The sequence below is a fragment of the Micromonospora sp. NPDC049051 genome, from assembly GCF_043197575.1.
In the GTDB taxonomy this organism is placed as follows: Bacteria; Actinomycetota; Actinomycetes; order Mycobacteriales; family Micromonosporaceae; genus Micromonospora.
This window is the reverse complement of the sequence record NZ_JBICTL010000007.1, coordinates 63,597-89,991: the sequence shown is the minus strand read 5'-3', so window position 1 is coordinate 89,991 and position 26,395 is coordinate 63,597. Positions and strand designations below refer to the sequence as shown.

Genomic DNA, 26,395 nt, shown 5'->3' with positions numbered 1-26,395 from the left:
TGCCGGCCGGCCGGGCGGGTTACGGTGGGGCGTGGCTGCGGCGGCCGAGGAGATCCAGGTGGGGCAGCGGCTGGTGCGCGTCTCCAGCCCCGACAAGCCGTACTTTCCGGAACTCGGGCTGACCAAGCGGGACGTGGTGCGTTACTTCCTCGCCGTCGGCGACGGCATCCTGCGCGCCCTGCGGGACCGGCCGACCATGCTGGAACGGTGGCCGCGCGGCGTCTTCGAGGGGGCGAAGATCGGCACCCGGCAGGACAACCGGGGCGACGCCTTCTACCAGAAGCGGCTGCCGGCGGGGGCGCCCGACTGGGTGCGTACCGCCCACATCACCTTCCCCAGCGGGCGTACGGCCGACGAGGTCGCGCCCAGCGAGCTGGCGGTGGTGATCTGGGCGGCCAACCTGGGCACGCTGCGGTTCCATCCGTGGCCGGTCTCCGCCGCCGACGTCGAGCGGCCCGACCAGCTGCGGATCGACCTGGACCCGATGCCGGGCGTGGAGTTCGACCAGGTGGTGCCGGTGGCCCACGAGGTGCGCGACTTCCTCGCCGAGCTGGGCCTCACCGGCTACCCGAAGACCACCGGCGGGCGGGGCCTGCACGTCTACCTGTCCATCGAGCCCCGGTGGAGCTTCGGCGACTGCCGGCGGGCGGTGCTGGCGCTGGGCCGGGAGATGCAGCGCCGGCTGCCGGACCTGGTCACCACCACCTGGTGGCGGGAGCAGCGGGACCGGCCGGTCTTCGTCGACTACAACCAGATGTCGCGGGACCACACGATGGCCTCGGCGTACTCCATCCGCCCGACCCCGCGCGCGCTGGTCTCCGCGCCGCTCGACTGGTCGGAGCTGGCCGACGCCCGGCCGGAGGACTTCACCGTGGGCACGATGCCCGCCCGGTTCGCCGAGCGCGGCGACCCGCACGCGGGCCTCGACGCGCGGCGGTTCTCCCTCGAGCCGCTGCTGGAGCTGGCCGACCGGGAGGGGCTGGCGGCCCCGCCGGAGCGCTGAGCGGCCCGGCCGGCGTCGGGAGGACGCCAGGCCGGTCTACTCCCACGGGCTGCGTTCGCCGTCGAACTCCTCGAAGACCAGCCAGGTGCGCGTGGAGAGTACGCCCGCGATGCTCTGCACCCGGCCCAGCACCACGTCGCGCAGGGTGGCGTTGTCCGGCGCCCGGACCAGGGCGAGCACGTCGTGGTCACCGCCGAGCAGGGCGGCGTGCTCGATGTAGCGGACCCGGGCCAGCTCCGCCGACACCTCCCGCCAGGTGTTCTGCTCGATCTTCAACGCGATGTACGCCGAGGTGCCCAGCCCGGCCGCCTCGGGCGCGACCTGCGCCCGGAAACCGGTGATCACCCCGTCGCGCAGCAGCCGCTCGACCCGCGCGTACGCGTTGGTGCGGGAGATGTGGATGCGCTCGGCGAGGGTCCGCACCGACGTGCGGCCGTCGCGGACCAGCTCGTCGACGATCCGCCGGTCCACCTCGTCCATCGGTCGCGCCGAACGTCCCGTTCCCGCCGCCCGCTCCGCTGCGCCTCCGGACTCCTGGCTCATCTCAACGCTCCTGCCATGCCATCCGTCCCGCGTTCTTCCTGGATCTTGAGTCAATCATCCAACAGCAGGAGCATAGGCCCACCACACGTCCAGGAGGTCCCGCCGTGACGACCACACCCGAGGCGGTCCGCAGGGCATCCCCGCGCAGCCGCCGGAAGGCCACCCCGCCCGACCCGGCCAAGCCGCTGCTGCCGGCCACCGAGCCGGTCCGCCTGCTCGATCCCACCGGCACGCCGCTGCCCGCCCCCGCCGACTACCCCGAGCCGCCCGTCGAGGCGCTCGTCGAGATGCACCGGCGGATGGTCGTCGGCCGCCGCTTCGACATCCAGGCCACCGCCCTGACCAAGCAGGGCCGGCTGGCCGTCTACCCGTCCTCGCGCGGCCAGGAGGCCTGCCAGGTCGGCGCCGTCCTCGCCCTGCGCGACACGGACTGGGTCTTCCCGACCTACCGGGAGTCCATGGCCCTCGTCAGTCGGGGCATCGACCCGGTCGAGGTGCTGACCCTGCTGCGCGGCGACTGGCACTGCGGGTACGACCCCGCGCAGCGGCACACCGCGCCGCAGTGCACCCCGCTGGCGACCCAGTGCGTGCACGCCGCCGGGCTGGCCTACGGCGAGGCGTACCAGGGACGCGACACCGTCGCGCTGGCGTTCATCGGTGACGGGGCGACCAGCGAGGGCGACTTCCACGAGGGCGTCAACTTCGCCGCCGTGTTCAAGGCCCCCGTCGTCTACTTCGTGCAGAACAACCGGTACGCGATCAGCGTCCCGCTGTCCCGGCAGACCGCCGCGCCGTCGCTGGCCTACAAGGGCGTCGGCTACGGCGTGCCCAGCGAGCAGGTCGACGGCAACGACCCGGTGGCCGTGCTCGCGGTGCTCACCCGCGCGGTCGAGCACGCCCGCTCGGGCAAGGGCCCCTTCCTGGTCGAGGCGCACACCTACCGGATGGAGGCGCACACCAACGCCGACGACGCGAGCCGCTACCGCGACGGCGCCGAGGTCGAGGCGTGGCGGGACCGGGACCCGGTGGCCCGGCTGGAGACGTACCTGCGGGCCCGCGGCGCGCTCGACGACGCCGGCGTCGCCGCCGTGACGGAGGAGGCCGAGGCGTACGCCGCCGACCTGCGCACCCGGATGAACGCGCAGCCGACGGTCGACCCGATGAGCCTCTTCGAGCACGTCTACGCCGAGCCCACCCCGCAGTTGGTCGAGCAGCGCGAGCAGGTCCGCGCCGAGCTGGCCGCCGCCGCAGACGAGGAGGGTGAGCGCTGATGGCCGCCCTGACCATGGCGAAGGCGCTCAACGCCGCGCTCGCCGACGCGATGCTCGACGACGACCGGGTGGTCGTCTTCGGCGAGGACGTCGGGGCGCTCGGCGGCGTCTTCCGGATCACCGACGGCCTCCAGGCCCGCTTCGGCGACAAGCGCTGCTTCGACACCCCGCTCGCCGAGGCCGGCATCGTCGGCTTCGCCGTCGGCCTGGCCATGTCCGGCCTGCGCCCGGTGGTCGAGATGCAGTTCGACGCGTTCGCGTACCCGGCGTTCGAGCAGATCGCCTCGCACGTGGCGAAGCTGCGCAACCGCACCCGGGGCGCGCTCAGCGCGCCGATCGTCATCCGGGTGCCGTACGCCGGTGGCATCGGCGGGGTCGAGCACCACTGCGACTCCAGCGAGGCGTACTACGCGCACACGCCCGGGCTGAAGGTGGTCACCCCGGCGACGGTCGAGGACGCGTACTCACTGCTGCGCCAGGCGATCGACGACCCCGACCCGGTCGTGTTCATGGAGCCGAAGAAGCTCTACTTCTCCAGTGCCGAGGCGGAACTGCCGGCCACGACCGCGCCGATCGGCCGGGCCGTCGTCCGCCGGGCCGGCCGCGACGCCACCCTCGTCGCGTACGGGCCGGCGGTGCCGGTCGCGCTGGAGACCGCCGAAGCCGCCCGCGAGGAGGGCTGGGACCTGGAGGTCGTGGACGTGCGCAGCATCGTGCCGTTCGACGACGAGACCGTCACCGCCTCGGTCCGGCGCACCGGCCGCTGCGTGGTCATCCAGGAGGCGCAGGGCTTCGCCGGGGTCGGCGCCGAGATCGCCGCCCGCGTGCAGGAGCGCTGCTTCCACGCCCTGCACGCCCCGGTGCTGCGGGTGTCCGGGCTGGACATCCCGTACCCGGCGCCGATGCTGGAGCACACCCACCTGCCGTCGGTGGACCGGGTCCTCGACACGGTGGCCCGGCTCCAGTGGGACGACCAGCCCGACGGGCGCTGGCTGAGCCGGGGGAGCGCGGCGTGACCACCGTGGACGGGGCGCAGGTCTTCCTCCTGCCCGACCTGGGCGAGGGGCTGAGCGAGGCCGAGATCGTCGAGTGGCGGGTCGCCGTCGGTGACGTGGTCACGGTGGACCAGAGCGTCGTCGAGGTGGAGACCGCCAAGGCCGTCGTCGACGTGCCCTGCCCGTACGCCGGACGGGTCGTGGCGCTGCACGGCGCGGCGGGTGAGACCCGCCCGGTCGGCCAGCCGCTGATCACCATCGCCCCGCTGACGGGCGACGGCGGGACCGCCGCCGAGCCCGCCGGGCACGCCACCTACCGTGAGGAGGAGCGGGCCGGCTCCGGCAACGTCCTCATCGGGTACGGCACCGGCCACGGCGGCCCGGGGCGGCGGCGTCGCCGCCCGCGCCTCGTGACCGCGCCCGATCCCACCCCCGCCGCGTCGGCGGCGCCCGCCCCGGCCGGCCCTGTCGAGCGCCCGGCCGGCCCTGCCGACCGTCCGGACGCCGCTGCGGCGCCGCTGGTCATCTCGCCGATCGTGCGCCGGCTGGCCCGCGAGCACGGCCTCGACCTGACCGCGCTGCGCGGCACGGGCCCGGGCGGGGTGCTGCGCCGCGCCGACGTGGAGGCCGCGGTGGCCGGGGCGACGTCGCCGGCCGCGCGGCTCGCGGCGGTGCCGGACCAGCCCGCCGAGCCCGAGGCGGCGGACGTGGTCGTTCCGCTGACCGGCATCCGCAAGGCGATCGCCGACAAGCTCTCCCGCAGCCGGCGGGAGATCCCCGAGGTGACCATCTGGGTGGACGTGGACGCCACCGGCCTGCTGGAGACCCGCGCGGCGATCAACGCGGCGACCCCGGACGCGCCGGTGAGCATCCTGGCCCTGCTGGCCCGGATCTGCCTGTCCGGGCTGCGCCGGTACCCGCAGCTCAACGCCCGCGTCGACACCGAGGGCCAGCGGATCGTCCAGTCCGCCGGGGTGCACCTGGGCATCGCCGCCCAGACCGACCGGGGGCTGGTCGTGCCGGTGCTGCGCGACGCGCAGCGGCTCACCACCGCCGAACTGGCCGCCGAACTGGCGGCGACCACCACGGCCGCCCGGGCCGGCACGCTGCCCCCCGCCCGGCTGACCGGCGGCACGTTCACGCTCAACAACTACGGCGTCTTCGGCGTCGACGGCTCCACCCCGATCATCAACCACCCGGAGGCGGCGCTGCTCGGGGTGGGACGGATCGTGGACAAGCCCTGGGTGGTGGACGGGCAGCTGGCGGTGCGCAAGGTGACGCAGCTCAGCCTGACCTTCGACCACCGGGTCTGCGACGGCGGGGTGGCCGGCGGGTTCCTGCGGCACGTCGCCGACTGCGTCGAGCGGCCGGCGGTGCTGATCGCGAACGTCTGAACCAGGCCCGAGTCGGCCCCGGTTCCCGCCTCCGGCCGGGGCCGGGGCCGACGCCGTCGCGGGCCGCGTTTTCCCCCGCCGGGGCCGGGAATGCGGGCCGGGCAGTCTCGCCGAGGGGAGGACGAGTGGCGTACCCGGACATGCCCTCCGCCGGCGGTGTGCCCCGCTACGCGGTGGCCGGCGCGCCACTGCTCTGCGACGCCCGGGAACACGGCCTGGTCGGCGACGGGGCGACCAACGACCAGCCGGCCCTCGCCGCGCTGGTGGACCGGCTCGGCGACGCGTGCGCCGCTGACGGCCGGGCCCGGATCATCTACTGCCCGCCCGGGGTCTACTCGATGCGGGACGCGGGCACCGTCTGGCGTACGGGGGTGTCGCTCGTCGGCGCCGGCCCGGGGGCGACCCGCTTCGTGCTCAGCAACGCCGGCAACCGGGCAGACCCGGCGCCGCTGGCGTTCTACACCACGCTCCAGCACGGCGCCGACCGGGACCGGCACCTGGCCGACTGCACCTTCGCCGACTTCGAGATCGACGGCTCGGGGGTGGCGTCGGCGGACTACAACCCGCTGGCCAAGGGGCTCGGCCTGCAGTACGTCGTCCGGGGGACCTTCCGCAACCTGTACATCCACCACACCGCCGCCACCGGCCTGGGCTGCGACTTCCTCCAGGACTGCCTGATCGACGGGGTGCTGGTGGCCGGCTGCGGACGGCTGGACAACGGCACCGAGATGGGCGGCGCCGGCATCGGCGTCGGCATCGGCGGCTGGGGCAGCGTCGAGCGGCTCAACATCGTCAACTGCAGTGCGGTGGCCAACGCGACCAACGGCATCTTCCTGGAGTTGCAGGCGGCGGAGCACCTGCGCCCACGGGGAGTGCGGATCATCGGCTGCCACGCCCAGGGCAACCGCTTCGGCATCTCCGACTGGGGCGCCAACGGCCTGATCGTCTCCGCCTGCACCATGACCGGCAACCTGGAGGCGGGCTTCCACGTCTCGGCGAAGGGCACCACGCACACCGCCGGGCGGGGCGGCATCCTCACCGACTGCGTGATCGACGGCAACCTGCGCGACGGGGTCAGCATCGGCAACACCCCGGGCCCGTACACGATCCGCGGCAACCGGATCAGCGGCAACGGCCGGTACGGCTACCACCAGCGCGACCTCGGCGGATCCGAGCAGGCCGTCGCCGAGGAGATCGTCATCGAGAGCAACGACTTCTACGGCAACAGCGCCGACGCCATCCGCATCGACCGCCCGGTCCGCGACGCCATCGTGGTCGGCAACCGGATCCGCAACAACGGGCGGCAGTGGGCGCCGGCGATGAGCGGGCACGGCGACTCGGTGCGGTACACCGAGAGGTCGGTGGTGGACCGGCGGGCGGCCTGGCCGAACGACGGCCACCGGGGCAAGGTGGTGCGCGTCGGCGAGCGGATCGCCGTGGTGGCGGCCAACGACGACAGCGAACTCACCCTCGCGCCGATCCGGCCGGACGCGTCGAGCGGGTGGAGCGGGGCCACCCCGGCGCCGGGCACCCGGTACGAGCTGCCGGCCGGGCCGCCGGTGCGGGCCGGCATCGCGATCAACGCTGCCGTCGACTCGGCCACCATCAGAGGAAACCGGATCTGGGACAACCGGGAGCCGAGCATGCAGGACCACGGGCTGTGGATCACCGAGCAGGGCAGCTGCGTGGACTGCCGGGTCGAGGACAACGACCTGGCCGGTAACGCGGACTCCGCCATCCGGATGGACACCCCGCCGGTCGGTGGGCGGTGGGAACGCAACCACGGCGACGACGACTGGACGTGAGGGCAGGCTCGTCGCGCTGGTGCCGTATCGGGTGTCGCCGTGCCGCGCGGGCCGGGACCGGGACGGGCGGGTGGCGGGGCGGACGATTCCGGACGGAACCGGAAGCCGGCGCGAGTGGCCCCATTGAGTGCAGCGCGGGAAACGCTTCCCATAATTGCTTTACCGATTCCGTCGAAATTGCGGGCCCGCCCCGCGCGGCACCGAGAGAATGTGGCTGAGGGACACCAATTAACGGGGGGACGCATCATGGAGTTTAGGCGGCGACTGACGGTGCTGGCCGTGACCATCGCGGCCGCGCCGGTGGCCCTGGGCGGGTGCACCGCCGACCGCAAGCCGGGTGCCCAGCCGGCCGAGGGGCGGGCAGTGGCGCCGGAGCTGACCGTGACGCCCACCGACCGCGCCGGCGAGGTGCCGATCACCGCCGAGGTGGGGACCGCGGTCAGGAACGGGAAGGTCACCGCCGTCCGGATCATCGACGACAAGGGTAAGCAGGTCGAGGCGGAGCCCAGGGAGGACGGTTCGGGCTGGGTGCCGAAGGTGCCCCTGAAGCCGCGGCGTACCTACACGGCGGAGGTGACCGCGACGGGTGACTCGGGGAAGACGACCACCCGCAAGACCACCTTCACGACGATGCCGAAATCGACCAAGCCGGCAATCACCAGCACGTTGTATTTCGCCGGTAATCGGACGTACGGCACCGCGATGCCAGTGACCGTGGCGTTCGACCCGCCCATTCCGAAAGAGGCCAGGAGTGATGTGCAGCGCCGATTGTTCGTGAAGACCGATCCGCCGCAACCGGGCGCGTGGTCGTGGGTGTCCGACGGCAGCCAGGCCTATTACCGGGCCCCCGATTTCTGGCGCCCGGGGACCAGCATCAGCGTCCGCGCCGGGCTGGAGGGCCTGCCGATCGGCAAGGACCTGGTCGGCGACTCCGACCGCACCGCCACCTCGAAGATCGGCCGGCAGGTGGCCCTGGAGATCGACAACGCGACCAAGCAGATGTCGGTGCTGCGCGACGGCAAGGTCGTACGGCGGATCCCGGTCAGCCTCGGCAAACCGAGCACGCCGACCTCCAGCGGCAAGATGGTGATCATGGAGAAGCACGAGCAGACGACGTTCGACACCCGGGGTTCGGCCGACCCCTACGTGGTGGACGTCGAGGACGCCCAGCGGTTGACCTGGGGCGGGGAGTTCATCCACGGGGCGCCGTGGTCGGAGGGGGACCAGGGCAGCACGAACGTCTCGCACGGCTGCACCAACGTCTCCGCCGCCGCCGCGGACTGGCTCATGGGGGTGACCCAGGTCGGCGACCTGGTCACCGTCAAGGGCACCGAGGTGCCGTTGAACGAGGGCAACGGCTGGACGGCCTGGAACGTCAGCTGGGACGAGTTCGTCAAGGGCAGCGCGCTGCCCGTTCCGGCCGGGCTGAAGCCGTCACCGTCGCCCGCGCCGCACCCGGGCGCGGTGGCCGGGGGCTCCCCGGCGCCCGCACCGTCCGTGCGCGGCGGCTGATCCGACGGTACGCACACCTGGGGACCGGTCCGCCGCCACGCGGGCCGGTCCCCAGGCGGAACCCGGTCGTCTGCGCCCGCCGACGCCGCAGCCCGTGGTGCGCGGTCGGGTCGTCCCCGAGGAGGATCCGGGAGGGCCCGGGGGATGACCCTGGGCGTACCCGGATCTGGTCCCTCAGCAGGGCGGAAATGTCGGGGGCGGGGGATAGGTTCGTCGGTATGCGACAGCGCGACGACCGGCTCCACGTGGAGATCACCGTGGCCGACCACCAGGTGGAGGTGCGGGCCGTCGGCGAGGTCGACATCGCCACGGTCGCCGCCTTCCGTTCCGCGCTCTGGGCCGCCCCGGCCCGGCCCGTGCTCCGGCTCGACCTCTCCGGCGTCCGCCTGCTCTCCGCCGCCGGGGTGCGGGCGCTGGTCGCCGCGCACCTGCGCGTCCGCGCGCGGGGTGGCGAGCTGGTGCTGCTGCGACCCGACCCGGTGGTCGAGCGGGTGTTGCGCGCCACCGGCCTGCACCGGGTCATATCGATCGTCGACGCGTCTGCCGACCGGGAGCTGGTGCCCTGCTGACCCGCGTCGGCCTGAGCCCCGCGTCACCGTGACGGGGCCCACGGGCCGGTGCCCTGGCCAGCCGCAGCCGGCGCCCTGCACGGTCCGCCCGCAGCCACCGGCCTGCGGGCCGGTGCCGTGGCCTGTATCGCGGCGTGGGCCGGGGCCGACGACGTCGCCCGTCGTCCGCACCGGCCCGTGGCCCGGCTGTTCACCGCCCCCTTCGGCCGTTCACCGCCGGTGCGGTGGTGTGCCGTCCGCTCAGCGCACGCCGAGCAGGTCGACGACGAAGACCAGGGTCTCGCCCGGCCTGATGACGCCACCGGCACCCCGGTTGCCGTAGCCCAGGTGCGGCGGGATGGTGAGGCGCCGCCGGCCGCCGACCCGCATGCCCACGACACCCTGGTCCCAACCGGCGATGACCTGTCCAGCGCCGAGCCCGAACTCGAACGTCTCGCCCCGGTTCCACGAGGAGTCGAACTCGCGGCCCGTGGAGTGCGCGACGCCCACGTAGTGGACGCTGACCAGCTGACCCGGCTGGGCCTCCGGCCCCTCACCCACGGTGATGTCGTCGATGACGAGGTCGGCGGGGGGCGCGCCCTCGATCGGACCCACCTCGGGCTTGCCTGGGCGGGCGCCTGCTGCCTTGTCCATTCGGGAATCTCCTACCGTTTCGGTCCTGATGTCCGTCACCCGAGATCCTGCCCGATGGCGTCCGGCCGGTGTGTGGCGGTCCCCGAAGGCAGAAGTGCGGCCGGGCGGACACGCGGAAGCGGGCGCCACCGGTGGTGACGCCCGCCGAGGGGAGGTACCGCGCCCGGTCACCGCAGCCAGGGGAACCGCCGCACGATCGGGAGCTTCGCCCACACCTTGCCGAGGCCGAGGGTCGCGCCGGCGTTGACCAGTGCGAGACCGACCAGCAGCGCCGCGTTGAGCAGGTGCTCGTCCATGAAGGGGTTGTTCTCGGGGGGCAGGACGACCGTCCACATCATCACGTAGAGCACCGCGCCGGCGACCGCGGCGACCCGCATCCCGATGCCGAGCAGCAGCGCGATGCCGATCCCGGCCAGACCGGCCATGAAGAGCACGTCGGCCCAGGCCGCCCCGGCGATGCCGTGGTAGAAGTCCGCGAACGGACCCGCCGCGCCGAAGGTCAGGAAGCCCTTGGTGGGGCTGCCGCCGTTGATCCAGGCGTTCTTCGCCTCGGTGGCGAAGCCCAGACCGAAGACCTTGTCGAGGAACGCCCAGAGGAAGGTCCAGCCGAGGGCGATCCGGATGCCGGCGAAGACGTACCGGGCTGCGCGCTCCCTGGTGGTCTCCCCGACGTGCCCGGTCTCCGCCACGGGAGCGGCGGTCCTGGCGGTGGTGCGCTCGATCGTCGCGGTCATTGTCTCCACGTCCCTTCGTGTCCCTCTCACCGCGCTGTCCCGGTGGCAACTCCATTGGACGCCCACCGGCGACCGCCGGGCAGGGCCGACCGGGCCCCACCGGACCGGGACCTTGGACCCCTCCTGGCCCGGTCCGGCGACCCTGACCCGGCGGCCCGTTCCGGCCGTAGCGTCGCAGGTGCGACGACAGGGAGGCCGTGATGAGGACGTGGCAGGTGGACGACGTGATGACCCGCGAGGTCGCGACGGTGGGGGAGGAGACCCCCTACCGGGAGATCGTCGACTCGTTGGTCCGGCGCGGCATCAGCGGGGTACCCGTGGTGGACGCCTTCCGCCGGGTGCTGGGCGTGGTGTCCGAGTCGGACCTGTTGCACAAGGTCGAGCGGGCGGGCCGCCCGGACGAACGGCGGGTCTTCGAGGGGCGCCGGCGCCGTACCGCCCGGGAGAAGGCCGACGCGCTGGTGGCGCGTGACCTGATGACCGCGCCGCCGGTGACGGTCTTCTCCGGGACCACGATCACCGCCGCCGCCCGCCAGATGGACCGGGAGTCGGTCAAGCGGCTGCCGGTGCTCGACGACCTTGGGCGGCTCGTCGGCATCGTCACCCGCGGCGACCTGCTGCGGGTGCACCTGCGCAGCGACGCGGAGATCAGGGAGGACGTGGTGCAGGAGGTGCTGCGCCGGGTCCTCGCCGTGCGGGACGGCCTGGTCACCGTACGGGTGCGCGACGGCGAGGTGACACTCGACGGCCGGTTGGACCGGCGCAGCGCGGCCGAGTTGGCGTCCCGGCTGGCCGGGCAGGTCAGCGGCGTGGTCCGGGTGACGAGCACGCTCGCCTACGACGTCGACGACACCACCCTTGTCGACCTGGACACGGCCCGGTTCACGCCGGTGGCCTGAGACGGGTGCGGGCCGGCCCGCCGGCGGCAGCGGACTTGTCCGGACCGTCGCCGGCCGGTGGGCGGCTCGCCTAGGCTCGGGACCGGACGCGCACGCGGGCCGCCGCCGGGCCGCAGCGGCGGCGACGAGGATGTGGGGGCGTCGGGTGCGGGGGCGGCCCTGGCGGCGTCGAGCGGCCCGGTCACCCGCGTCCGCGGACCCAGCTGGCGAGGCCGGGCCGCAGGCCGAGAGGTGCGCACCCCGCGCGGCCGGCCGTCGTCGGCCGCGGGGGTCGCCGTCGGGGATGCGGAGGACGCCGGATGGACGAGGCGACGTTCGCCGTACCTCTCTGGGCGTGGGCGGTGGTGGGCGCGGTCATCGCCGTCATGCTCGCCGTGGACCTGCTCTCGCACCGCGACAACCACGTGATCGAGCTACGCGAGGCGCTGCTGTGGAGCGGCATCTGGATCACCGCGGGGCTCACGTTCGGCCTGGTGATCTGGCTGTGGCGGGGCGGCGAGCCGGCCGTGGCGTACTTCTCCGGCTACCTGCTGGAGAAGGCGCTCTCCGTCGACAACGTCTTCGTCTTCGCGCTGCTGTTCGGGTACTTCCGGGTGCCCGCCGCGTACCAGCACAAGGTGCTCTTCTGGGGGGTCGTCGGTGCGCTCGCGTTCCGGCTGGCCTTCATCTTCGCCGGCGCCGAGCTGCTGGAGCGGCTGACCTGGGCCGGGGTCGTGCTCGGCGCCTTCCTGATCTGGACGGGGTGGCGACTGGCGGTACGCGGCGAGCCGGACGTCGACCCCGACCGCAACGTCGCGGTCCGGGCGTTCCGGCGGCTGGTGCCCACGGAGTCCCGCTTCCACGGCGGCCGGTTCACCGTCCGGGTCGACGGCCGGCGCCGGGCCACCCTGCTGCTGGTGGCGCTGGTCTCGATCGAGGCCACCGACGTGATCTTCGCGATCGACTCGGTGGCGGCGATCCTCGCCATCACCACCGACACGTTCATCGTCTGGACGGCGACCGCGTTCGCCGTGCTCGGCCTGCGCAGCCTCTACTTCTGCCTGGCCGGCCTGCTGCGGCACTTCGGCCACCTGCGGTACGGGCTGGCCGTGCTGCTGGCCTTCGCCGGGGTGAAGCTGATCCTGGCCGAGACGCCGGTCGGGAAGCTGCCGGTCTGGTTGACCCTCGTCGTGGTGGTGCTGACGCTGTCGGTCGCCATCGGCTGGAGCATGGTCGACGCCTCCCGGGAACGGCGTCGGCGCGTGGGCGGTTGACCGCGCGCGGGCGGGCGGGACCCGGGCGGTCAGCCCGGTCGTACGACGGGGTCGGCGAGCTGGGCGCGGAGCACGGCGGGCGCCTCGGCGAGGGACGGGCCGTACCAGGTCAGGTGCCGACCGGAGACCAGGGCACAGGGGACGCCGGGGAACGCCTCCGGCCCGTCGCCGGCGGTGAACCGGTAGGGCTCGTCGGGCAGCACCACCAGCTCCGGCGTACGGGCGCGCAGCTCGTCGAGGCTCGGCCGGGGATAACGCTCGACGTCGTCGCCGTACGCGTTGCTCACGCCGAGCCGGCGCAGCACGTCGCCGGCGAAGGTGTCGGCGCCCAGCACCACCCACGGCCGCCGCCAGACCGGCACCACCGCCCGGCGGGCCGACCGGGCGACAGGCAGGTCGGCCCACGCCCGGCGGGCCCGGACGAGCCACTCCGGTTCGGCCGGGGCGCCCAGGTCGCCCAGCAGCGCCGCCAGCTCGGCCAGCGCCTCGTCGACGGTACGCGGATAGGTCACCCGCACCGCGACGCCGGCGGCGGCCAGCGCGTCGGCGTCCTCGCGGCGGTTCTCCTCGACGTTGAGCAGGACCAGGTCGGGGCGCAGCGCGAGCACCCGGTCGAGGTCCGGGTACTTGCTCCCGCCAACCCGCGCCACCTCCAGCCCGGCGGGGTGGGTGCACCAGTCGGTGGCGCCGACCAGCAGACCCGGCAGGGTCAGGGCGACGGCCTCGGTCAGCGACGGCACCAACGACACGACGTGCACCCGCGCACCTCCCCGGTCGGGTACGCCGGACACCGGCGTACCGGTCGATCATGCCCTGACCCGCGCGGGTCGGCACGGTTCAGTCCGCGGCCGGCGCGCGGCGGGGCTGCTCGGCGGCGTGGCGCAGCCAGCGCTCGCGGGCCAGCGCGTACTCCACCTCGCCGTGCTCCGCGCCGTCGATCAGCTCCGGCCAGTCCCCGACGTACGCGCGCACGAGTCGCAGCCCGGACTTCTCCATGACCCGGCGCGACGCGGCGTTGACGGCCATGGTGTTCGCGGTGACCCGTCGCACGCCGAGTTCGGCGAAGCCCTTGTCGATCAGCGCCCGGCAGCCCTCCGTGGCGAGCCCGGCGCCCCAGGCGGCCCGGCGCAGCCGGTAGCCCAGCTCCACCTCCCGGGCGTCGCCGTCGCGGGTCGGGCGGAACTCGAACCAGCCCAGGAACTCGCCCGACCCCCGGTCCTGCGCCGCCCACCACCCCAGCCCCGGCGGTCGCCGGTAGTGGGCGAGGATGCGGGGCAGGACGCGCTCGCGGACCGCCTCGGGCGGGGTGGGCCGACCGCCGGTGAGGTACCGCATCACCTCGGGGTCGCTGTCGAGCCCGACGAGCAGGTCGGCGTCGTCGGGGGTGAACTCGCGCAGCACCAGTCGGGGGGTGCTCAGGAAGACGCTCACCCGCCCATCCCAGCGGCGCGGGCGCCGAGCCTCAACCGAATTGCGGCGTGCGGGTCGGGGGGACACCACCGCCGCGCCGGTCATGATCGACCGCCTAGACTCGCCCCGGCCGACGCGTCGGCCGGGACCGGCGGCGGGGACGGACGGATCAGGCGGATGACGAGCACCGGTGGTGGGGACGGCTCCTGGCTGCGCGCGGTCGTCGGGGAGGGCGGGCGCGGCCCGCTGCTCACCCGGGGCGACCAGCTCGTGCACGGCCCCCGCCGGCTCGGCGAGTTGGCGCAGGGACGCCCGCCGGGCGTCACCGGCAGCCAGTGGAGCACGGCCAGCCGGGAGGGCTACGACTTCGTCGTCTGTGCCGCCGACACGGCCCTGCCGGTCTTCGCCGTCGAGATCGGCCCTGTCGCGTCCCCCGGCTCCCCGGCACCGCGGGTGGAGCGGCTGAAGAACGCGGTCGCCGAGGCCGTCGGCCTGGCGGTGCTGCGGATCGGGTCGCCGACGCTGCGGGCCGACGCCCACGGGCGCCGGATCCTGGCGTACGTGATCGACGCGCGCGCGTACGCGGCCCTGGGCGCGGGGGAGCCGGACGACGCCGAGGCGCCCCCGGTCGGGTTCCGGGACATCCTCGGGCGGCTGCCCGACGGGCGGACCGGTCCCGTCAACGACCTCGGCGCCCTGGCCCGGGCCGCGGCCGTCGACGCGTACGTGGCGCGGCGGCTGGTCGACCCGATCGTGCGGGGCCTGCACGTGCGCTGGGCGGACGGGCCCGCCGAGGGCTGGAGCTGGGTGCAGGTACGCCCCGGCGTCTGCCTCGTGGAGCGGGTGACGGTGCACGAGCGGCGGGTCTCCGCCGGGGTGCATCCGGGGCGGCTGGCCGAGGACCTGGCGGCGGTGGCCGTCGGCGAGCGGATGCGCGCGCTGGACGCGGCCGGGCCCGTGCTGACGCCCCACGACGAGTTGCTCGCCGAGATCCGGCTATTGGAGTCGCGGCGCGAGGAGATGACGGACGGTTTCGCCTTCGCCCACCTCTGCGCGGACTGACCCCACGCCCTCCTTGTTTCCTGGACGGCGTTGAACCTTCGCGCCGGGCGTTCCGTACTCCTGCGGGAACGGACAGGATCTCCCCGACCGCGCCCTGCGGGCGCGGCAGACGGTGCGGAAAGGGCATCGTCGGTCATCGACGTGCCACCGGCCCGCCGCGACGGGTCCCCGTCGGGGTGCGCCCCGCAATTCCGTCGGTCCGCCGAGGTCCCGGATCAACTACCGGATCGCGAAGGAGAGCAATTCGATGCGCAGGTCCACACGGGCGCGCCGGTCATCCGGTAACGCGCGGAGCAAGCGGCTGCTGGCGGTCGTCGGCACGCTCGCCGTCTTCGGCGGGATCGTCGCCGTGACCCAGATCTCGTCGGCGGAGGACCGCCGTTCGGGCCCCACCCGGCCGGCCTCCGCCGCCTGCGTGCAGCCCAGCCCCGGCGCGACCGCGCCCGGTGGCCGGGGCATCAGCCGGACCTGGCAGGACGGGCGGTGGGTGCGCAACCACTGGGGGGACGGGCAGCAGACGGTGGCCGAGTGCGAGCAGACGCGCGGCGGTGGCGACAACGGCGGCTCGGCCGTGGCCTGCCCGGACGTGGCCGGCCAGCTCCCGCAGGTGCCCGATCGCGCCCGCGCGGAGGTCGACCGGAACCTGAACCTGCTGGTGACCCAGATCGCCGAGGCGGACCGGCGGCTCGCCGCCGAGGGCCGCCGGGGGGAGGAGTTCGTCCGCACCGCGATCCTGCAGCCGCTGGCCGCCAAGCGCCGGGCGACGCTGGAGCGGATCACCGTCGCGATCGACCGGGTGGGGCCCCGGCCGCAGGGCCTGGCCCGGCTCGCCGAATGCCAGGTCCAACCCACCGGCAACAACGGCGGTGGGAACAACGGCGGTGGGAACAACGGCGGTGGCAACAACGGCGGTGGCAACAACGGCGGTGGCAACAACGGCGGTGGCAACAACGGCGGTGGCAACAATGGCGGCGGGGACGGGGGGCCCGGCGCCGGGCTGGGGGTGATCGCGAACGACTGCGACGACAGCCGGTTGCAGCCGCACGACGGTTTCCAGAACGGCAACCGGTGCGTCAGCACCGCGTTCGGTGAGGTCGGCGCCGCCGCGAACAATCCGTCGCTGCTGATCACCGAATTCCCCGACCGCGTGGGCGCGAACCAGCCGTTCACCCTGCGGGTCTCCACCCGCAACCTGGTCCGGGACCGTTTCCTCGCCGCCGGGCAGGGCGGGTACTACGTGGAGAGTTCCCTGCTCAACGGGCAGGGGCTGGTGCGGGGCCATTTCCACACCGCCTGCCGGATGCTGGACAGCCTCCGGCAGCCCCCGGAGCCGCAGGAGGTGCCGGCGTTCTTCGTCGCCACCGAGGACAGCCGTGGCGGCGCCGAGCCCGACGACGTGACCATCCAGATTCCCGGGCTGCCCGGATCCGGCACCGCCCAGTGCGCGGTCTGGGCCGGCGACGGCTCGCACCGGGTACCGATGATGGAGCGGGCCAACCAGACGCCGGCCTTCGACGTGGTGCGCATCCAGGTCGGCTGAGGACGCCTCGCCGACGTGGGGACGGCTTACCTCAGCCCCGACACTGACCGGGGCCGTACGGGGGCGGGTGCCCGTACGGCCCCGTCGGTGCGCCCACGGCAGCGCCCGCGCGACGGGCAGCACTGGCGGCGGCAGGCAGGGCGGCGATCCGCCGGGGAAGGACCCCGCTGTCGGGCCGTCCCGAGATCCGTGGAGATAATGCTCGGCAAAGCCGTCATTGCGTTCGGGAAGCACGGCGAGTGCGGCCCGCGTCGATGCGACAGTGGCGATGATCACGGCCGTGCGGTCGACCGGCGTGTCGTTCTCGGCCACCAAGGCGGGCACGGCGACTCGCCGAGGCTGACGCGGGCAATGGGGCGGGCTGGGAATGGACCAGCGACCGGGCGTCGGGTCGTGCGAATGGACCGCCGTGGGAAAAGACCGGCGGGGCCGCGCTGATTCCTCAGCGTGACCCCGCAGCAGCCCGAGCGTGAGCCCGGCGCGGTCAGCGGTTCTTGTACGCCTCGACGACCTCGACCGGGATGCGGCCACGCTCGGAAATCTTGTAGCCGTTCTTGGTGGCCCATTCCCGGATGGCCCGGTTCTGCTCCCGGTCCATTCCCGAGCCGCCCGACGCGCCCGCCCGCCGGGCCGGCCGCCCGGTCTCGGCGGAGCCGCGACCGATTCGCCGGCCAGCGTTGATGTACGGGTCGAGAGTCTTGCGCAGCACGCCCGCGTTCTCGTCGGAGACGTCGATGGTGTAGGCCACGCCGTCCAGACTGAACTCGACGGTCCGGTCGGCCTTTCCACCGTCGAGGTCGTCGGTCAGGACCGTGATTACTTTTCTTGCCATCGTCAATTACTCCCTGTGTGGGGCGGGGTGTGGTCAAAGTTTGACGTATCCGACGGTGAATCCGCAACAAAGCGCGTCGTCTTCATTTCGGCGCGTCGCGTTATCGCGGGAAAACGGCGTGACGCAAAGCCGGGGTTCAGTCGCTGAGCAGGCCGGCATGGCCCGCGAGCGCCGCGGCCTCGGCCCGGCTGGAGACGCGCAACTTCCGCAGTAGTGCGGCCGTCATACGCTTCACGGTGCGTTCCGAGACATGCATCCGTTCGGCGATCTCGACAGTGCTGCAACCTGCCGCGATAGCCCGGAGCAAGGCGCGTTCCTCGTCGTCGAGGTCGACCGGGGCCGCCCGTCCGGGACGCAGCAGCGCGCGCAGCAGGTGTCCCGGCAGCACCGCCCAGCCGTCGAGGACGGCCAGCAGCGGGGGCAGCAACTCCTCCGGCTCGGCGGTCTTCGGCAGGAACCCCTCGGCACCGGCGCGCAGCGCCTCCAGGGCGGGAGCCACGTCCTCCCCGCCCGACATGGCCACCACCCGAACCCGAGGGGTGGTGCGCCGGATCGCCGCCACCGCCCGGATCCCGCCCGGCGGGGGCATGTGCAGATCCACCAGCGCCAGGTCGGGCAGGCAACGGCCGACCAGCGAGGCGGCGGCCGAGGCGTCGCCGGTGGAGCCCACCACCGCCGCCCGCCCGTCGGTCGTCGCCGGCAGCAGCAACTCCAACCCGCGGACGAAGAGCGGGTGGTCGTCCACGACGGCCAGCCGGACGACGGGGGCAGCGGGCATGCCTGGTCCGTTCCCGAGCGGGTACCGATCATGCGGCCTAACGAGGGAGGTCGGGCGGATGCGCGGACGGCACGGGTGGCCAGGACCGCCGCGGGTGCTCCGGTGGTCGGGGCCCGAACCCGGTCCCGCCGATCCGGCGGCCCTGGACACCGACCCGCACCTGCTGCTCCGCGTGCTCTGCCACGAGTTCCGCACCCCGGTCAGCGCGCTCACCTCGCTCACCCGGGCGCTGGCGGACGACCGGGTCGCGCTCACCGGCGACGACCGGCGCGCCATCACGGCGCTGGCCCACGAGCAGGCCGTACACCTGCAGGGGCTGCTGCGGGACGCGGCCGCCGGCACCGGGGCCCTCGCGCCGGCGGCGGACCCGGCGGTGCCGCTGGCGGAGATCCTGCGCGGCGCGGCGGCCCTGGTGCCCCGGCACCGGCGGCTGACCGGCGTGACCCGGCCGGCCGGCGACTGCCCGGTGCCGCGGCGGCGGACCCGGCAGGTGGTGACGAACCTGGTGGAGAACGCGCTGCGGCACGGCCCGGCCGAGGGGCGGATCGGCATCCACGCCGCGCTCGGCCGCCGCGGGCTCAGCATCGTCGTCACCGACGAGGGGCGGGTCGACCCGCCCCTCGTCGAGGCGCTGCGCCGGCCCGCCCCCGGTACCGGTGCCTCCGGGCTCGGGCTGTGGATCGTCCGGCGGCTGCTCGCCGCCGACGGCGGACGGCTGCGCCTGCACCGGCTACGACCGCGCGGGGTGGCCATCGAGGTCGTGCTGCCCGTGCCGGCAGGCGCAGGTTGACCCCGCCGGGCCACCGGTTGACCCGACAGGGTCGCCGTTCGCGGGAACCGCCTCGGTGACAGCCCGCCGGGCACCGAGGAGGACACGTGTTCAGTCACATCAAGGACCTGCAGTTCGAGGCCAAGCCGGACGGCCCCGACGCGGCGTTCGCCCGCCGGCTCCAGGAGATCCTGGGCGGCAAGTGGGGCGAGATGACGGTCGCCAACCAGTACCTCTACCAGGGCTGGAACTGCCGCCTGCCGGGCAAGTACAAGGACCTCTTCCTCGACGTCGGCACCGAGGAGATGGGCCACGTCGAGATGATCGCCACGATGATCACGCGCCTGCTGGAGAACGCCCCGCTGTCGTTGCAGGAGGCCGCCGACGACAACCCGATGGTCGGGGCGATCTACGGCGGGTCGAACCCGGCGCACTTCATCCACGGCGGCGGCGGAGCGCTCCCGGTGGACAGCGCCGGCGTGCCCTGGAACGGCAACTTCATCACCGCCAGCGGCAACCTGATGGCCGACTTCCAGCTCAACGTCACCGCCGAGGCGCAGGGCCGGCTCCAGGTGGCCCGGTTGTTCAACATGACCGACGATCCCGGGGTCAAGAACATGCTGCGCTTCCTGCTGGCCCGCGACACCATGCACCAGAACATGTGGATGGCGGCCATCGAGCAGCTCAAGGAGGACGGCCTCGAGGAGATGCCGGTGCCGGACGCGTTCCCCGACTCCAGGGAGTTCACCGAGAAGTTCAGCTACACGTACCTCGACTTCTCGCCGGGCACCGACGCGTCGGAGGGGCGCTGGGCGTCCGGGCCGGCGCCCGACGGCAAGGGCGAGTTCCGCTACGACCACAGCCCGCGTGCGCACGCGCCCGAGCCGGTCCTGCCGCCCGGCGACCCGAGGCTCTACGGGACGAATCCGGGCCTCGCCAAGGGCGCCGTCAACAAGGTCAAGAACAAGCTCACCTGACGCCGCCGTGCCGGGGGCGTCCGCGAGCGGCGGGCGGCCCCGGCGACGCCGTACCCGACCGGAGGTGTGCCGTGACCGAACTCGTGCTCCGCCCGCTCGCGGACGCGTTCATGCAGGTGGGTGTCTACGTCGCCGTCATGGTGGCGCTCTTCGGCTGGCTGCGCTGGCGCTACGGCGACCGGGTCACCGACGGGCTCACCAACCGGCCGCGGCTCGGTCCGCTGGTCGGCGCCCTGCTGGGCGTCAGCCCCGGCTGCGGCGGGGCGATCATCCTGATGCCGCTCTACGCGCGGGGAAAGGTCTCCTTCGGCACCGTGGTCGCCGCCCTGGCGGCCACCATGGGGGACTCGTCGTGGGTGGTGCTCGCCTGGAACCCGGTGTTCGCCCTGAAGATCCACGCGCTGCTCTTCGCGGTCGGCCTGGTGACCGGGTACGTCGTCGACGCGCTCGGCATCGACCCGGCCCGCGCCGTCGACCGCCGGGTCGCCGCCCCGCCCGCCCCGGTGGGCCTGGCCGCCGCGGGTGGGCCCGACCTCGCCGGGGCGCGGCGGCTGCTCGGCGGCCTGCTGCCGCGCGTGCCGGCGTCCACGGCGTTCTGGGGGCTGACCACGCCGGCGTTCGCGGTCTCGGTGCCGGTGGTGTTCCAGCTGGTCGATCCGGGCGCGCTGACCCGGTCCTTCGGGGGCGTCGACCCGTACCTGGCGCTGGGGGTGCTCGGCTCGCTCACCGCGGCGCTGATCTTCGCCGGCGGGCGGGGGAAGCTGGCCGACGACAGCCTGGAGACCGCGCAGCCCCGCTCGCTGCGGGAGACGTTGCGGCACAGCGCGCACGAGGCGTCCTTCGTCACCGTCTGGGTGGCTGTGGCGTACCTGGGCTGGCAGGTGGTGACGACCATGACCGGATTCGACGGCTCTCAGCTCGCTCTGACCGGGATCGTCGGCGTGCTGGTCGGCGCCGGCATCGGCCTCATCCCTGGGTGCGCGGTGCAGATCGTCTTCACCGGCCTGTACGTCACCGGCGGCCTGCCGCTGCCCACCCTGGTCGCCAACGCGATCAGCCAGGACGGTGACGCCCTGATCCCGCTCGCCGCGCTGCGCCGGCACTCGGCGGCGCTGGCCACCGTCGTCACCACCGTTCCGGCGGCGGCCGTCGGCGCCGCCCTGCTCGTCCTGCTCTGACCACGGAAGGCAGATCCCGATGTCCGTCGCTGTTCCGATCGTCCGCACCCGTCGCAACCTCCTCGCCTTCGCCGTGCTGACCGGGGTCGCCGCGGTGGCCGGCCTGCCGGGCTGGACCGTCGCCGCGCTGGCGCTGACCTGCCTGGCGATCCCGCTCGCGGTGGCGCTCGGCGGGGGCGCCGGCCCGCTGCGGGAGCTGCTGCGCCCCGGGCGCGTGTCGCGGGGAGCCAGTGGTCTGGGTCACAGTCCGGAACAAGGGGAACGATTTGTTACTTGAGTTGGACACGCTCAACTCAACGCGATAGCAGGTGTTCGATGGCAACTCTTCCGGTACTTCCCCTGACCGACGCCGTGCTGCTGCCCGGCATGGTGATCCCGGTGACCCTCGACCCGACGACCCAGGCCGCCGTCGACGCGGCCCGCGCCACCGGCGAGGGCACGCTGCTCGCCGTGCCCCGCCTCGACGGCGAGTACGGCCCGGTCGGCGCGATCGCCACCATCGAGAAGGTCGGCCGGCTGCCCAGCGGCGAACCGGCCGCCGTCGTCCGCGGCCTGTCCCGCGCCCGGATCGGCTCCGGCGTGCCCGGACCCGGCGCCGCCCTCTGGGTCGAGGCGACCGAACTCGACGAACCCGCCCCCGCCGGGCGCGCCCGCGAGCTGGCCCGCGAGTACCGGGCCCTCATGACGTCCGTGCTCCAGCAGCGCGGCGCCTGGCAGGTCATCGACGCGATCGAGCGGATGACCGACCTCTCCGAGCTGGCCGACTCGGCCGGCTACGTCTCCTGGCTCAGCCTCGCCCAGAAGACCGAACTGCTCGCCGCCGAGGACGTCACCGCCCGGCTGGAGCTGCTCGTCGGCTGGGTGAAGGACCACCTGGCCGAGCAGGAGGTCGCCGAGCAGATCAGCACCGACGTCCGCGAGGGGCTGGAGAAGTCCCAGCGGGAGTTCCTGCTGCGCCAGCAGCTCTCCGCCATCCGCAAGGAACTCGGCGAGGACGAGCCGGACGGCTCCGCCGACTACCGGGCCCGGGTGGAGGCCGCCGACCTGCCCGAGAAGGTACGCGAGGCGGCGCTGCGCGAGGTCGGCAAACTGGAGCGGGCCAGCGACGCCTCCCCGGAGGCGGGGTGGATCCGCACCTGGCTCGACACCGTGCTGGAGATGCCGTGGGGCACCCGTACGCAGGACGACACCGACCTGGCCGCGGCCCGCGCCGTGCTCGACGCCGACCACGCCGGCCTGGCCGACGTCAAGGACCGCATCCTGGAGTACCTCGCCGTGCGCAACCGGCGTGCCGAGCGCAACCTCGGCGTCGTCGGCGGGCGCGGCTCCGGCGCGGTGCTCGCCCTCGCGGGTCCGCCCGGCGTCGGCAAGACCAGCCTCGGCGAGTCGATCGCCCGTGCGCTCGGCCGCAACTTCGTCCGGGTCTCCCTCGGCGGCGTACGCGACGAGGCCGAGATCCGCGGCCACCGGCGCACCTACGTCGGCGCGCTGCCCGGCCGGATCGTGCGTGCCCTGCGCGAGGCCGGCTCGATGAACCCGGTCGTGCTCCTCGACGAGGTCGACAAGCTGGCCGCCGGCTACTCCGGCGATCCGGCCGCGGCCCTGCTGGAGGTGCTCGACCCGGCGCAGAACCACACCTTCCGCGACCACTACCTCGAGGTCGACCTCGACCTGTCCGACGTGCTCTTCCTGGCCACCGCCAACGTGGTGGAGGCCATCCCCGGCCCGCTGCTGGACCGGATGGAGCTGGTCACCCTCGACGGCTACACCGAGGACGAGAAGGTCGCCATCGCCCGGGACCACCTGCTGCCCCGGCAGCGGGAGCGGGCCGGGCTCACCGCCGACGAGGTGACCGTGGCCGACGACGCCCTCGCCCGGATCGCCGGGGAGCACACCCGGGAGGCCGGCGTACGGCAGCTCGAACGGGCGCTCGCGAAGATCCTGCGCAAGGTCGCGGTGGCCCTGGCCACCGACCCGGCGCCGGTCCGCGTCGACACCGGCAACCTCGCCACCTACCTCGGGCGGCCGAAGTTCACCCCCGAGTCGGCGGAGCGAACGGCCGTGCCCGGCGTGGCCACCGGGCTGGCGGTCACCGGCGCCGGCGGCGACGTGCTCTTCATCGAGGCCACCAGCATGGAGGGCGAGCCGGGGCTGACCCTGACCGGTCAGCTCGGCGACGTGATGAAGGAGTCGGCGCACATCGCGCTGTCGTACCTGCGCTCCAACGGGCGGCGGCTCGGACTCGACCCGAACGCCCTCGCCGGGCGGCGGATCCACCTGCACGTGCCGGCGGGCGCGGTGCCCAAGGACGGCCCCAGCGCGGGCATCACCATGGTGACCGCGCTGGCGTCGCTGGCCAGCGGCCGGCCGGTGCGCCCCGAGTTCGGGATGACCGGCGAGGTGACCCTCTCGGGCCGGGTGCTGCCCATCGGCGGGGTGAAGCAGAAGCTGCTCGCCGCCCACCGGGCCGGCCTGACCGAGGTGATCATCCCGGCCCGCAACGAGCCGGACCTGGACGACCTGCCCGCCGAGGTCCGGGAGGCACTGACCGTGCACACCCTGGCCGACGTCGCCGACGTGCTCGCCCTGGCGCTGCGCCCGGCCGACGCCGACACCCGCCCCGACCCGGCGCTGACCGCCGCCTGAGCGGTGCGGAAGGGTCCCTGCTGCCCGGCAGCAGGGGACCCTTCCCGCAGGAGGCCCGACCGCGTCGCCCGGCCCCGGTCACGCCCGGCGTCGGGTGGCGGGCAGGGGCCCCTGCGCTGCCGGAAACGTCAGGGAGGGCCCTGCCCGCAGGTCAGCGGCGGTCGCGCCGGTCGAAGTCGCGGTCGCGGCGCTCGCGCCGGTCGGCCCCGTCGAAGCGGCGCTCGCCGCCGCCGTCGCCGTCCCGGTCCCGGCGTACGGTCGCCTTGCGACCCTTGATGGTGCTGCCGCGCAGCCCCGCGATCACCTCGTCGGCGAGGGTGTGGGGCACCTCCACCAGCGAGAACCGGTCGGCGATCTCGATCGAGCCGATGTCCCGGCCGCTGACCCGGGTCTCGCCGGTGATGGCGCCCACCAGGTCCTGCGGGCGGACCCCGGCGCGCCGGCCCAGCCCGATGAAGACCTGGGTCATCCCGCCCGTGCGGGGCCGGCCGGGACCAGCCCGGCGCTCGCCCCGGCCGCCGGCCTCCGGCCGCCCCTCGCGCGGGCCCCGGACGGGGACCTGGGGGATCTCCTCCTCGTCGTCCGAGCCCGGCGACGTCGCCTCGTGGGCCAGCTTCACCGCCGCGAGGGCCACCTCGACCAGGTCGAACTCGTCGGTCAACGACTCGACGATCGCCCGGTACGGGTCGAGGTCGTCCTCCAACAGGCTCTCCCGCAGGGCGCCCTGGGTCAGCTCCAGCCGCCGGGTGCGCATGTCCGCCACCGTCGGGATCCGGTCGATGGTGATGCGCTGCCCGGTGACCCGCTCGATCGTCTTGAGCATCCGGTGCTCGCGCGGCTCGGCGAGGGTGATCGCCACGCCCTCCCGCCCGGCCCGGCCCACCCGGCCGATGCGGTGCACGTACGACTCGGGCGCCGACGGGACGTCGTAGTTGACCACGTGGGTGAGCTGCTCGACGTCCAGACCCCGGGCGGCCACGTCCGTGGCCACCAGCAAATCAGCGGTGCCCGTACGCAGGCGGCCCATCACCCGGTCGCGCTGCTCCTGGCTCATCCCGCCGTGCAGCGCCTCGGCCCGGTAACCCCGGCCGTTCATGGTCTCGGTGAGCCGGTCGACCTCCTCGCGGCTGCGGCAGAAGACGATCGCCGCGGTGGGGGACTCGACGTCCAGCACCCGGCCCAGCGCCGCCGGCTTGTGCGCCCGGGCGACGATGTACGCGCTCTGCCGCACCCGGGGCGCCTCGCCGGCCACTGGCTGCTCCCGGGCGATGAGGATGCGTACGGGGTCGGTCAGGTGCTTGCGGGCCAGCCCGTCGATGCGCGCCGGCATCGTCGCCGAGAAGAGGACCGTCTGCCGCTGCTCCGGCGCGTGCTCCAGGATCGCCTCGATGTCCTCGGCGAAGCCCATGTCGAGCATCTCGTCGGCCTCGTCGAGCACCACCGTGGCCAGCGAGCCGAGGTCGAGCGTGCCCCGGGCGATGTGGTCCAGCGCCCGGCCCGGGGTGGCGACCACGACGTCGACCCCGAGATCGAGGGCGCGCAGCTGACGGCCGATCGGCTGCCCGCCGTAGATGGGCAGCACCCGCGCACCCAGGTCCTTGCCGTAGCGGTGGAACGCCTCGGAGACCTGCACCGCCAGCTCCCGGGTGGGCACCAGCACGAGCGCCACCGGGGCGCCGCCGGGCCGGTCGTCGGGCATCCGGTGCAGCAGCGGCAGCGCGAAGGCGGCCGTCTTGCCCGTACCCGTCGCGGCCTGGCCCAGCAGGTCCCGACCGGCCAGCAGCGGCGGGATGGCCTCCCGCTGGATCGGGGTGGGCTCCTCGTAGCCGAGGGCGGTCAGCGCGCCCAGCAACTCGGCGCGTAGTCCGAGATCCGCGAAGGCGCTCGTGTCGTCGAGGGCGTCGGGGCCGGGCTCGGTGGGCGGGTCGTGCCGTACGGGTGCGGAACTCATGCCGTCAAGTTTTTCATCACCGCCGAGACGCCGTTTCGCCGACCGGCACAACAGCCACCTGCGCGGGTCCGGTGCCCTGCTCCGGCGGCTAGCCTGGCGGCGTGCGTACGGTCGAACTGGTCTGCTCGCCCGACCTGGAGGCCGCGGTGCGCGGCGCCTGGGAGCGGCTCGCCGCAGCGGGGCTGCCCAGCCTGGCCCGCAACGCCCACCCGACGAACCGGCCGCACCTGACCCTCGCCGCCGTCGACGGGTTCCCGCCCGGTGCCCGGCGGCGGTTGGCCGACCTGTTCGACGCCGCGTTGCCGCTGCCGGTGCGCCTGGACCGGATCGCCGTGCTCGACGGCAGCGCCCCGCTGGTGTGGCTGGTGCACCCGTCACCGGAACTGACCGCACTGCACGCGGCGGTCTGGGACGTCCTCGCCACGGCCCCGGGGCAGCGCCCCTGGCACGCGCCGGGGCGCTGGCGGCCGCACCTGAGCCTGGCGCTGCGCTTCCGTAACGCCGACCGCCGGCTGGCCCGCGCGGCGGCGGGGGTCGACCGCCCAGACGGCGCCTTCGTCGCCGGGCGCAGCTACGACGGGGAGAGCAGGACGGTCGACCCGCTCGGCGGCGCCGGCCCGTGAACGGCCCCTCGCCACGGG

The 26,395-nt window shown here is 74.2% G+C and carries 25 protein-coding genes; 17 read left to right on the top strand and 8 right to left on the bottom strand.

The annotated features are described in order from the left end of the window. Positions 1 to 31: 31 nt before the first annotated feature. Complete coding sequence (locus ACGFIR_RS26625; RefSeq protein WP_393147835.1) at positions 32 to 1,003, top strand: DNA polymerase domain-containing protein; 972 nt, start codon at positions 32 to 34, stop codon at positions 1,001 to 1,003. Positions 1,004 to 1,039: 36 nt separating this feature from the next. Here ACGFIR_RS26625 and ACGFIR_RS26620 read toward each other — a convergent pair whose 3' ends face one another. Further along, positions 1,040 to 1,546 carry an Lrp/AsnC family transcriptional regulator gene (locus tag ACGFIR_RS26620; RefSeq protein ID WP_393007077.1) on the bottom strand — a complete coding sequence of 169 codons (507 nt, stop codon included), beginning with the start codon at positions 1,544 to 1,546 and terminating at the stop codon, positions 1,040 to 1,042. Positions 1,547 to 1,650: 104 nt separating this feature from the next. On the opposite strand from ACGFIR_RS26620, the gene pdhA reads away from it, so the two are divergent. The 6 genes from pdhA to ACGFIR_RS26590 all read left to right on the top strand — a co-directional run bounded on the left by pdhA (position 1,651) and on the right by ACGFIR_RS26590 (position 9,092). Then, positions 1,651 to 2,817: a pyruvate dehydrogenase (acetyl-transferring) E1 component subunit alpha gene (pdhA, locus tag ACGFIR_RS26615; protein ID WP_393007079.1), complete on the top strand. Its 1,167-nt coding sequence runs from the start codon at positions 1,651 to 1,653 to the stop codon at positions 2,815 to 2,817. Further along, complete coding sequence (locus tag ACGFIR_RS26610; RefSeq protein ID WP_393007081.1) at positions 2,817 to 3,833, top strand: alpha-ketoacid dehydrogenase subunit beta; 1,017 nt, start codon at positions 2,817 to 2,819, stop codon at positions 3,831 to 3,833. The genes pdhA and ACGFIR_RS26610 overlap by 1 nt, the downstream gene beginning before the upstream one ends. Further along, the gene (locus ACGFIR_RS26605) at positions 3,830 to 5,206 is read left to right on the top strand and encodes a dihydrolipoamide acetyltransferase family protein (protein WP_393147833.1); all 1,377 of its coding nucleotides are present in this window, start codon (positions 3,830 to 3,832) and stop codon (positions 5,204 to 5,206) included. The genes ACGFIR_RS26610 and ACGFIR_RS26605 overlap by 4 nt, the downstream gene beginning before the upstream one ends. Before the next feature lie 140 nt (positions 5,207 to 5,346). Next, positions 5,347 to 7,011, top strand: coding sequence for a right-handed parallel beta-helix repeat-containing protein (locus ACGFIR_RS26600; RefSeq protein ID WP_393148020.1), 1,665 nt, complete (start codon positions 5,347 to 5,349; stop codon positions 7,009 to 7,011). A 246-nt stretch (positions 7,012 to 7,257) separates the two neighbouring features. Further along, positions 7,258 to 8,523, top strand: a complete 1,266-nt coding sequence (locus ACGFIR_RS26595; RefSeq protein WP_393148018.1) for an Ig-like domain-containing protein — start codon at positions 7,258 to 7,260, stop codon at positions 8,521 to 8,523. A 218-nt stretch (positions 8,524 to 8,741) separates the two neighbouring features. Then, a complete protein-coding gene (locus tag ACGFIR_RS26590) occupies positions 8,742 to 9,092 on the top strand; it encodes an STAS domain-containing protein (RefSeq protein ID WP_393007087.1) in 351 nt (116 codons plus the stop codon). A 240-nt stretch (positions 9,093 to 9,332) separates the two neighbouring features. Here ACGFIR_RS26590 and ACGFIR_RS26585 read toward each other — a convergent pair whose 3' ends face one another. Further along, positions 9,333 to 9,725 (bottom strand): FKBP-type peptidyl-prolyl cis-trans isomerase, encoded by a 393-nt coding sequence (locus tag ACGFIR_RS26585; protein ID WP_393147831.1) that lies wholly within the window; start codon positions 9,723 to 9,725, stop codon positions 9,333 to 9,335. Positions 9,726 to 9,892: 167 nt separating this feature from the next. After that, the gene (locus ACGFIR_RS26580; protein WP_393007091.1) at positions 9,893 to 10,468 is read right to left on the bottom strand and encodes a hypothetical protein; all 576 of its coding nucleotides are present in this window, start codon (positions 10,466 to 10,468) and stop codon (positions 9,893 to 9,895) included. A 191-nt stretch (positions 10,469 to 10,659) separates the two neighbouring features. Between ACGFIR_RS26580 and ACGFIR_RS26575 the strand changes: the two genes are divergently transcribed. Then, the gene (locus tag ACGFIR_RS26575; RefSeq protein ID WP_393147829.1) at positions 10,660 to 11,358 is read left to right on the top strand and encodes a CBS domain-containing protein; all 699 of its coding nucleotides are present in this window, start codon (positions 10,660 to 10,662) and stop codon (positions 11,356 to 11,358) included. 299 nt (positions 11,359 to 11,657) lie between these two features. Further along, the gene (locus tag ACGFIR_RS26570) at positions 11,658 to 12,611 is read left to right on the top strand and encodes a TerC family protein (protein ID WP_393147827.1); all 954 of its coding nucleotides are present in this window, start codon (positions 11,658 to 11,660) and stop codon (positions 12,609 to 12,611) included. Between the two features lie 29 nt (positions 12,612 to 12,640). Here ACGFIR_RS26570 and ACGFIR_RS26565 read toward each other — a convergent pair whose 3' ends face one another. Together ACGFIR_RS26565 and ACGFIR_RS26560 are read right to left on the bottom strand one after the other, a co-directional pair. Next, a complete protein-coding gene (locus ACGFIR_RS26565; RefSeq protein WP_393147825.1) occupies positions 12,641 to 13,369 on the bottom strand; it encodes a helical backbone metal receptor in 729 nt (242 codons plus the stop codon). 79 nt (positions 13,370 to 13,448) lie between these two features. After that, positions 13,449 to 14,042 (bottom strand): GNAT family N-acetyltransferase, encoded by a 594-nt coding sequence (locus ACGFIR_RS26560; protein WP_393147823.1) that lies wholly within the window; start codon positions 14,040 to 14,042, stop codon positions 13,449 to 13,451. Positions 14,043 to 14,198: 156 nt separating this feature from the next. Here ACGFIR_RS26560 and ACGFIR_RS26555 point away from each other — a divergent pair, with 156 nt between their 5' ends. Next, positions 14,199 to 15,083 (top strand): hypothetical protein, encoded by an 885-nt coding sequence (locus tag ACGFIR_RS26555; RefSeq protein ID WP_393147821.1) that lies wholly within the window; start codon positions 14,199 to 14,201, stop codon positions 15,081 to 15,083. A 247-nt stretch (positions 15,084 to 15,330) separates the two neighbouring features. Continuing rightward, positions 15,331 to 16,623 (top strand): hypothetical protein, encoded by a 1,293-nt coding sequence (locus tag ACGFIR_RS26550; protein ID WP_393147819.1) that lies wholly within the window; start codon positions 15,331 to 15,333, stop codon positions 16,621 to 16,623. 484 nt (positions 16,624 to 17,107) lie between these two features. On the opposite strand, the gene ACGFIR_RS26545 is transcribed toward ACGFIR_RS26550, so the two are convergent. Continuing rightward, positions 17,108 to 17,455: an Lsr2 family protein gene (locus tag ACGFIR_RS26545; protein ID WP_393007105.1), complete on the bottom strand. Its 348-nt coding sequence runs from the start codon at positions 17,453 to 17,455 to the stop codon at positions 17,108 to 17,110. 136 nt (positions 17,456 to 17,591) lie between these two features. Continuing rightward, on the bottom strand, positions 17,592 to 18,233 hold the full coding sequence (locus tag ACGFIR_RS26540; protein WP_393147817.1) for a response regulator: 642 nt from the start codon (positions 18,231 to 18,233) through the stop codon (positions 17,592 to 17,594). Positions 18,234 to 18,327: 94 nt separating this feature from the next. Between ACGFIR_RS26540 and ACGFIR_RS26535 the strand changes: the two genes are divergently transcribed. From ACGFIR_RS26535 to lon, 5 genes are all read left to right on the top strand, one after another. After that, the gene (locus ACGFIR_RS26535) at positions 18,328 to 19,023 is read left to right on the top strand and encodes a sensor histidine kinase (protein ID WP_393147815.1); all 696 of its coding nucleotides are present in this window, start codon (positions 18,328 to 18,330) and stop codon (positions 19,021 to 19,023) included. Between the two features lie 86 nt (positions 19,024 to 19,109). Then, positions 19,110 to 19,979, top strand: a complete 870-nt coding sequence (locus ACGFIR_RS26530; protein WP_393007112.1) for a manganese catalase family protein — start codon at positions 19,110 to 19,112, stop codon at positions 19,977 to 19,979. Positions 19,980 to 20,050: 71 nt separating this feature from the next. After that, positions 20,051 to 21,157, top strand: a complete 1,107-nt coding sequence (locus ACGFIR_RS26525) for a putative manganese transporter (RefSeq protein WP_393007114.1) — start codon at positions 20,051 to 20,053, stop codon at positions 21,155 to 21,157. A 19-nt stretch (positions 21,158 to 21,176) separates the two neighbouring features. After that, on the top strand, positions 21,177 to 21,434 hold the full coding sequence (locus tag ACGFIR_RS26520; RefSeq protein WP_393007116.1) for a hypothetical protein: 258 nt from the start codon (positions 21,177 to 21,179) through the stop codon (positions 21,432 to 21,434). 38 nt (positions 21,435 to 21,472) lie between these two features. After that, the gene (gene lon / locus ACGFIR_RS26515; protein WP_393007118.1) at positions 21,473 to 23,803 is read left to right on the top strand and encodes an endopeptidase La; all 2,331 of its coding nucleotides are present in this window, start codon (positions 21,473 to 21,475) and stop codon (positions 23,801 to 23,803) included. A 151-nt stretch (positions 23,804 to 23,954) separates the two neighbouring features. Here lon and ACGFIR_RS26510 read toward each other — a convergent pair whose 3' ends face one another. Beyond that, a complete protein-coding gene (locus ACGFIR_RS26510; protein WP_393007120.1) occupies positions 23,955 to 25,754 on the bottom strand; it encodes a DEAD/DEAH box helicase in 1,800 nt (599 codons plus the stop codon). A gap of 101 nt (positions 25,755 to 25,855) precedes the next feature. On the opposite strand from ACGFIR_RS26510, the gene ACGFIR_RS26505 reads away from it, so the two are divergent. After that, the gene (locus tag ACGFIR_RS26505; protein WP_393147813.1) at positions 25,856 to 26,377 is read left to right on the top strand and encodes a 2'-5' RNA ligase family protein; all 522 of its coding nucleotides are present in this window, start codon (positions 25,856 to 25,858) and stop codon (positions 26,375 to 26,377) included. Positions 26,378 to 26,395 lie beyond the last annotated feature (18 nt).

Coding starts and splice junctions, on each gene's coding strand:
- ACGFIR_RS26545 (WP_393007105.1), bottom strand. CDS start 17,455: ATGGCAAGAAAAGTAATCACGGTCCTGACCGACGACCTCGACGGTGGA.
- ACGFIR_RS26575 (WP_393147829.1), top strand. CDS start 10,660: ATGAGGACGTGGCAGGTGGACGACGTGATGACCCGCGAGGTCGCGACG.
- ACGFIR_RS26595 (WP_393148018.1), top strand. CDS start 7,258: ATGGAGTTTAGGCGGCGACTGACGGTGCTGGCCGTGACCATCGCGGCC.
- ACGFIR_RS26620 (WP_393007077.1), bottom strand. CDS start 1,546: ATGAGCCAGGAGTCCGGAGGCGCAGCGGAGCGGGCGGCGGGAACGGGA.
- ACGFIR_RS26610 (WP_393007081.1), top strand. CDS start 2,817: ATGGCCGCCCTGACCATGGCGAAGGCGCTCAACGCCGCGCTCGCCGAC.
- ACGFIR_RS26540 (WP_393147817.1), bottom strand. CDS start 18,233: ATGCCCGCTGCCCCCGTCGTCCGGCTGGCCGTCGTGGACGACCACCCG.
- ACGFIR_RS26550 (WP_393147819.1), top strand. CDS start 15,331: ATGCGCAGGTCCACACGGGCGCGCCGGTCATCCGGTAACGCGCGGAGC.
- ACGFIR_RS26590 (WP_393007087.1), top strand. CDS start 8,742: ATGCGACAGCGCGACGACCGGCTCCACGTGGAGATCACCGTGGCCGAC.
- ACGFIR_RS26585 (WP_393147831.1), bottom strand. CDS start 9,725: ATGGACAAGGCAGCAGGCGCCCGCCCAGGCAAGCCCGAGGTGGGTCCG.
- ACGFIR_RS26600 (WP_393148020.1), top strand. CDS start 5,347: ATGCCCTCCGCCGGCGGTGTGCCCCGCTACGCGGTGGCCGGCGCGCCA.
- ACGFIR_RS26510 (WP_393007120.1), bottom strand. CDS start 25,754: ATGAGTTCCGCACCCGTACGGCACGACCCGCCCACCGAGCCCGGCCCC.
- ACGFIR_RS26520 (WP_393007116.1), top strand. CDS start 21,177: ATGTCCGTCGCTGTTCCGATCGTCCGCACCCGTCGCAACCTCCTCGCC.
- ACGFIR_RS26555 (WP_393147821.1), top strand. CDS start 14,199: ATGACGAGCACCGGTGGTGGGGACGGCTCCTGGCTGCGCGCGGTCGTC.
- lon (WP_393007118.1), top strand. CDS start 21,473: ATGGCAACTCTTCCGGTACTTCCCCTGACCGACGCCGTGCTGCTGCCC.
- ACGFIR_RS26570 (WP_393147827.1), top strand. CDS start 11,658: ATGGACGAGGCGACGTTCGCCGTACCTCTCTGGGCGTGGGCGGTGGTG.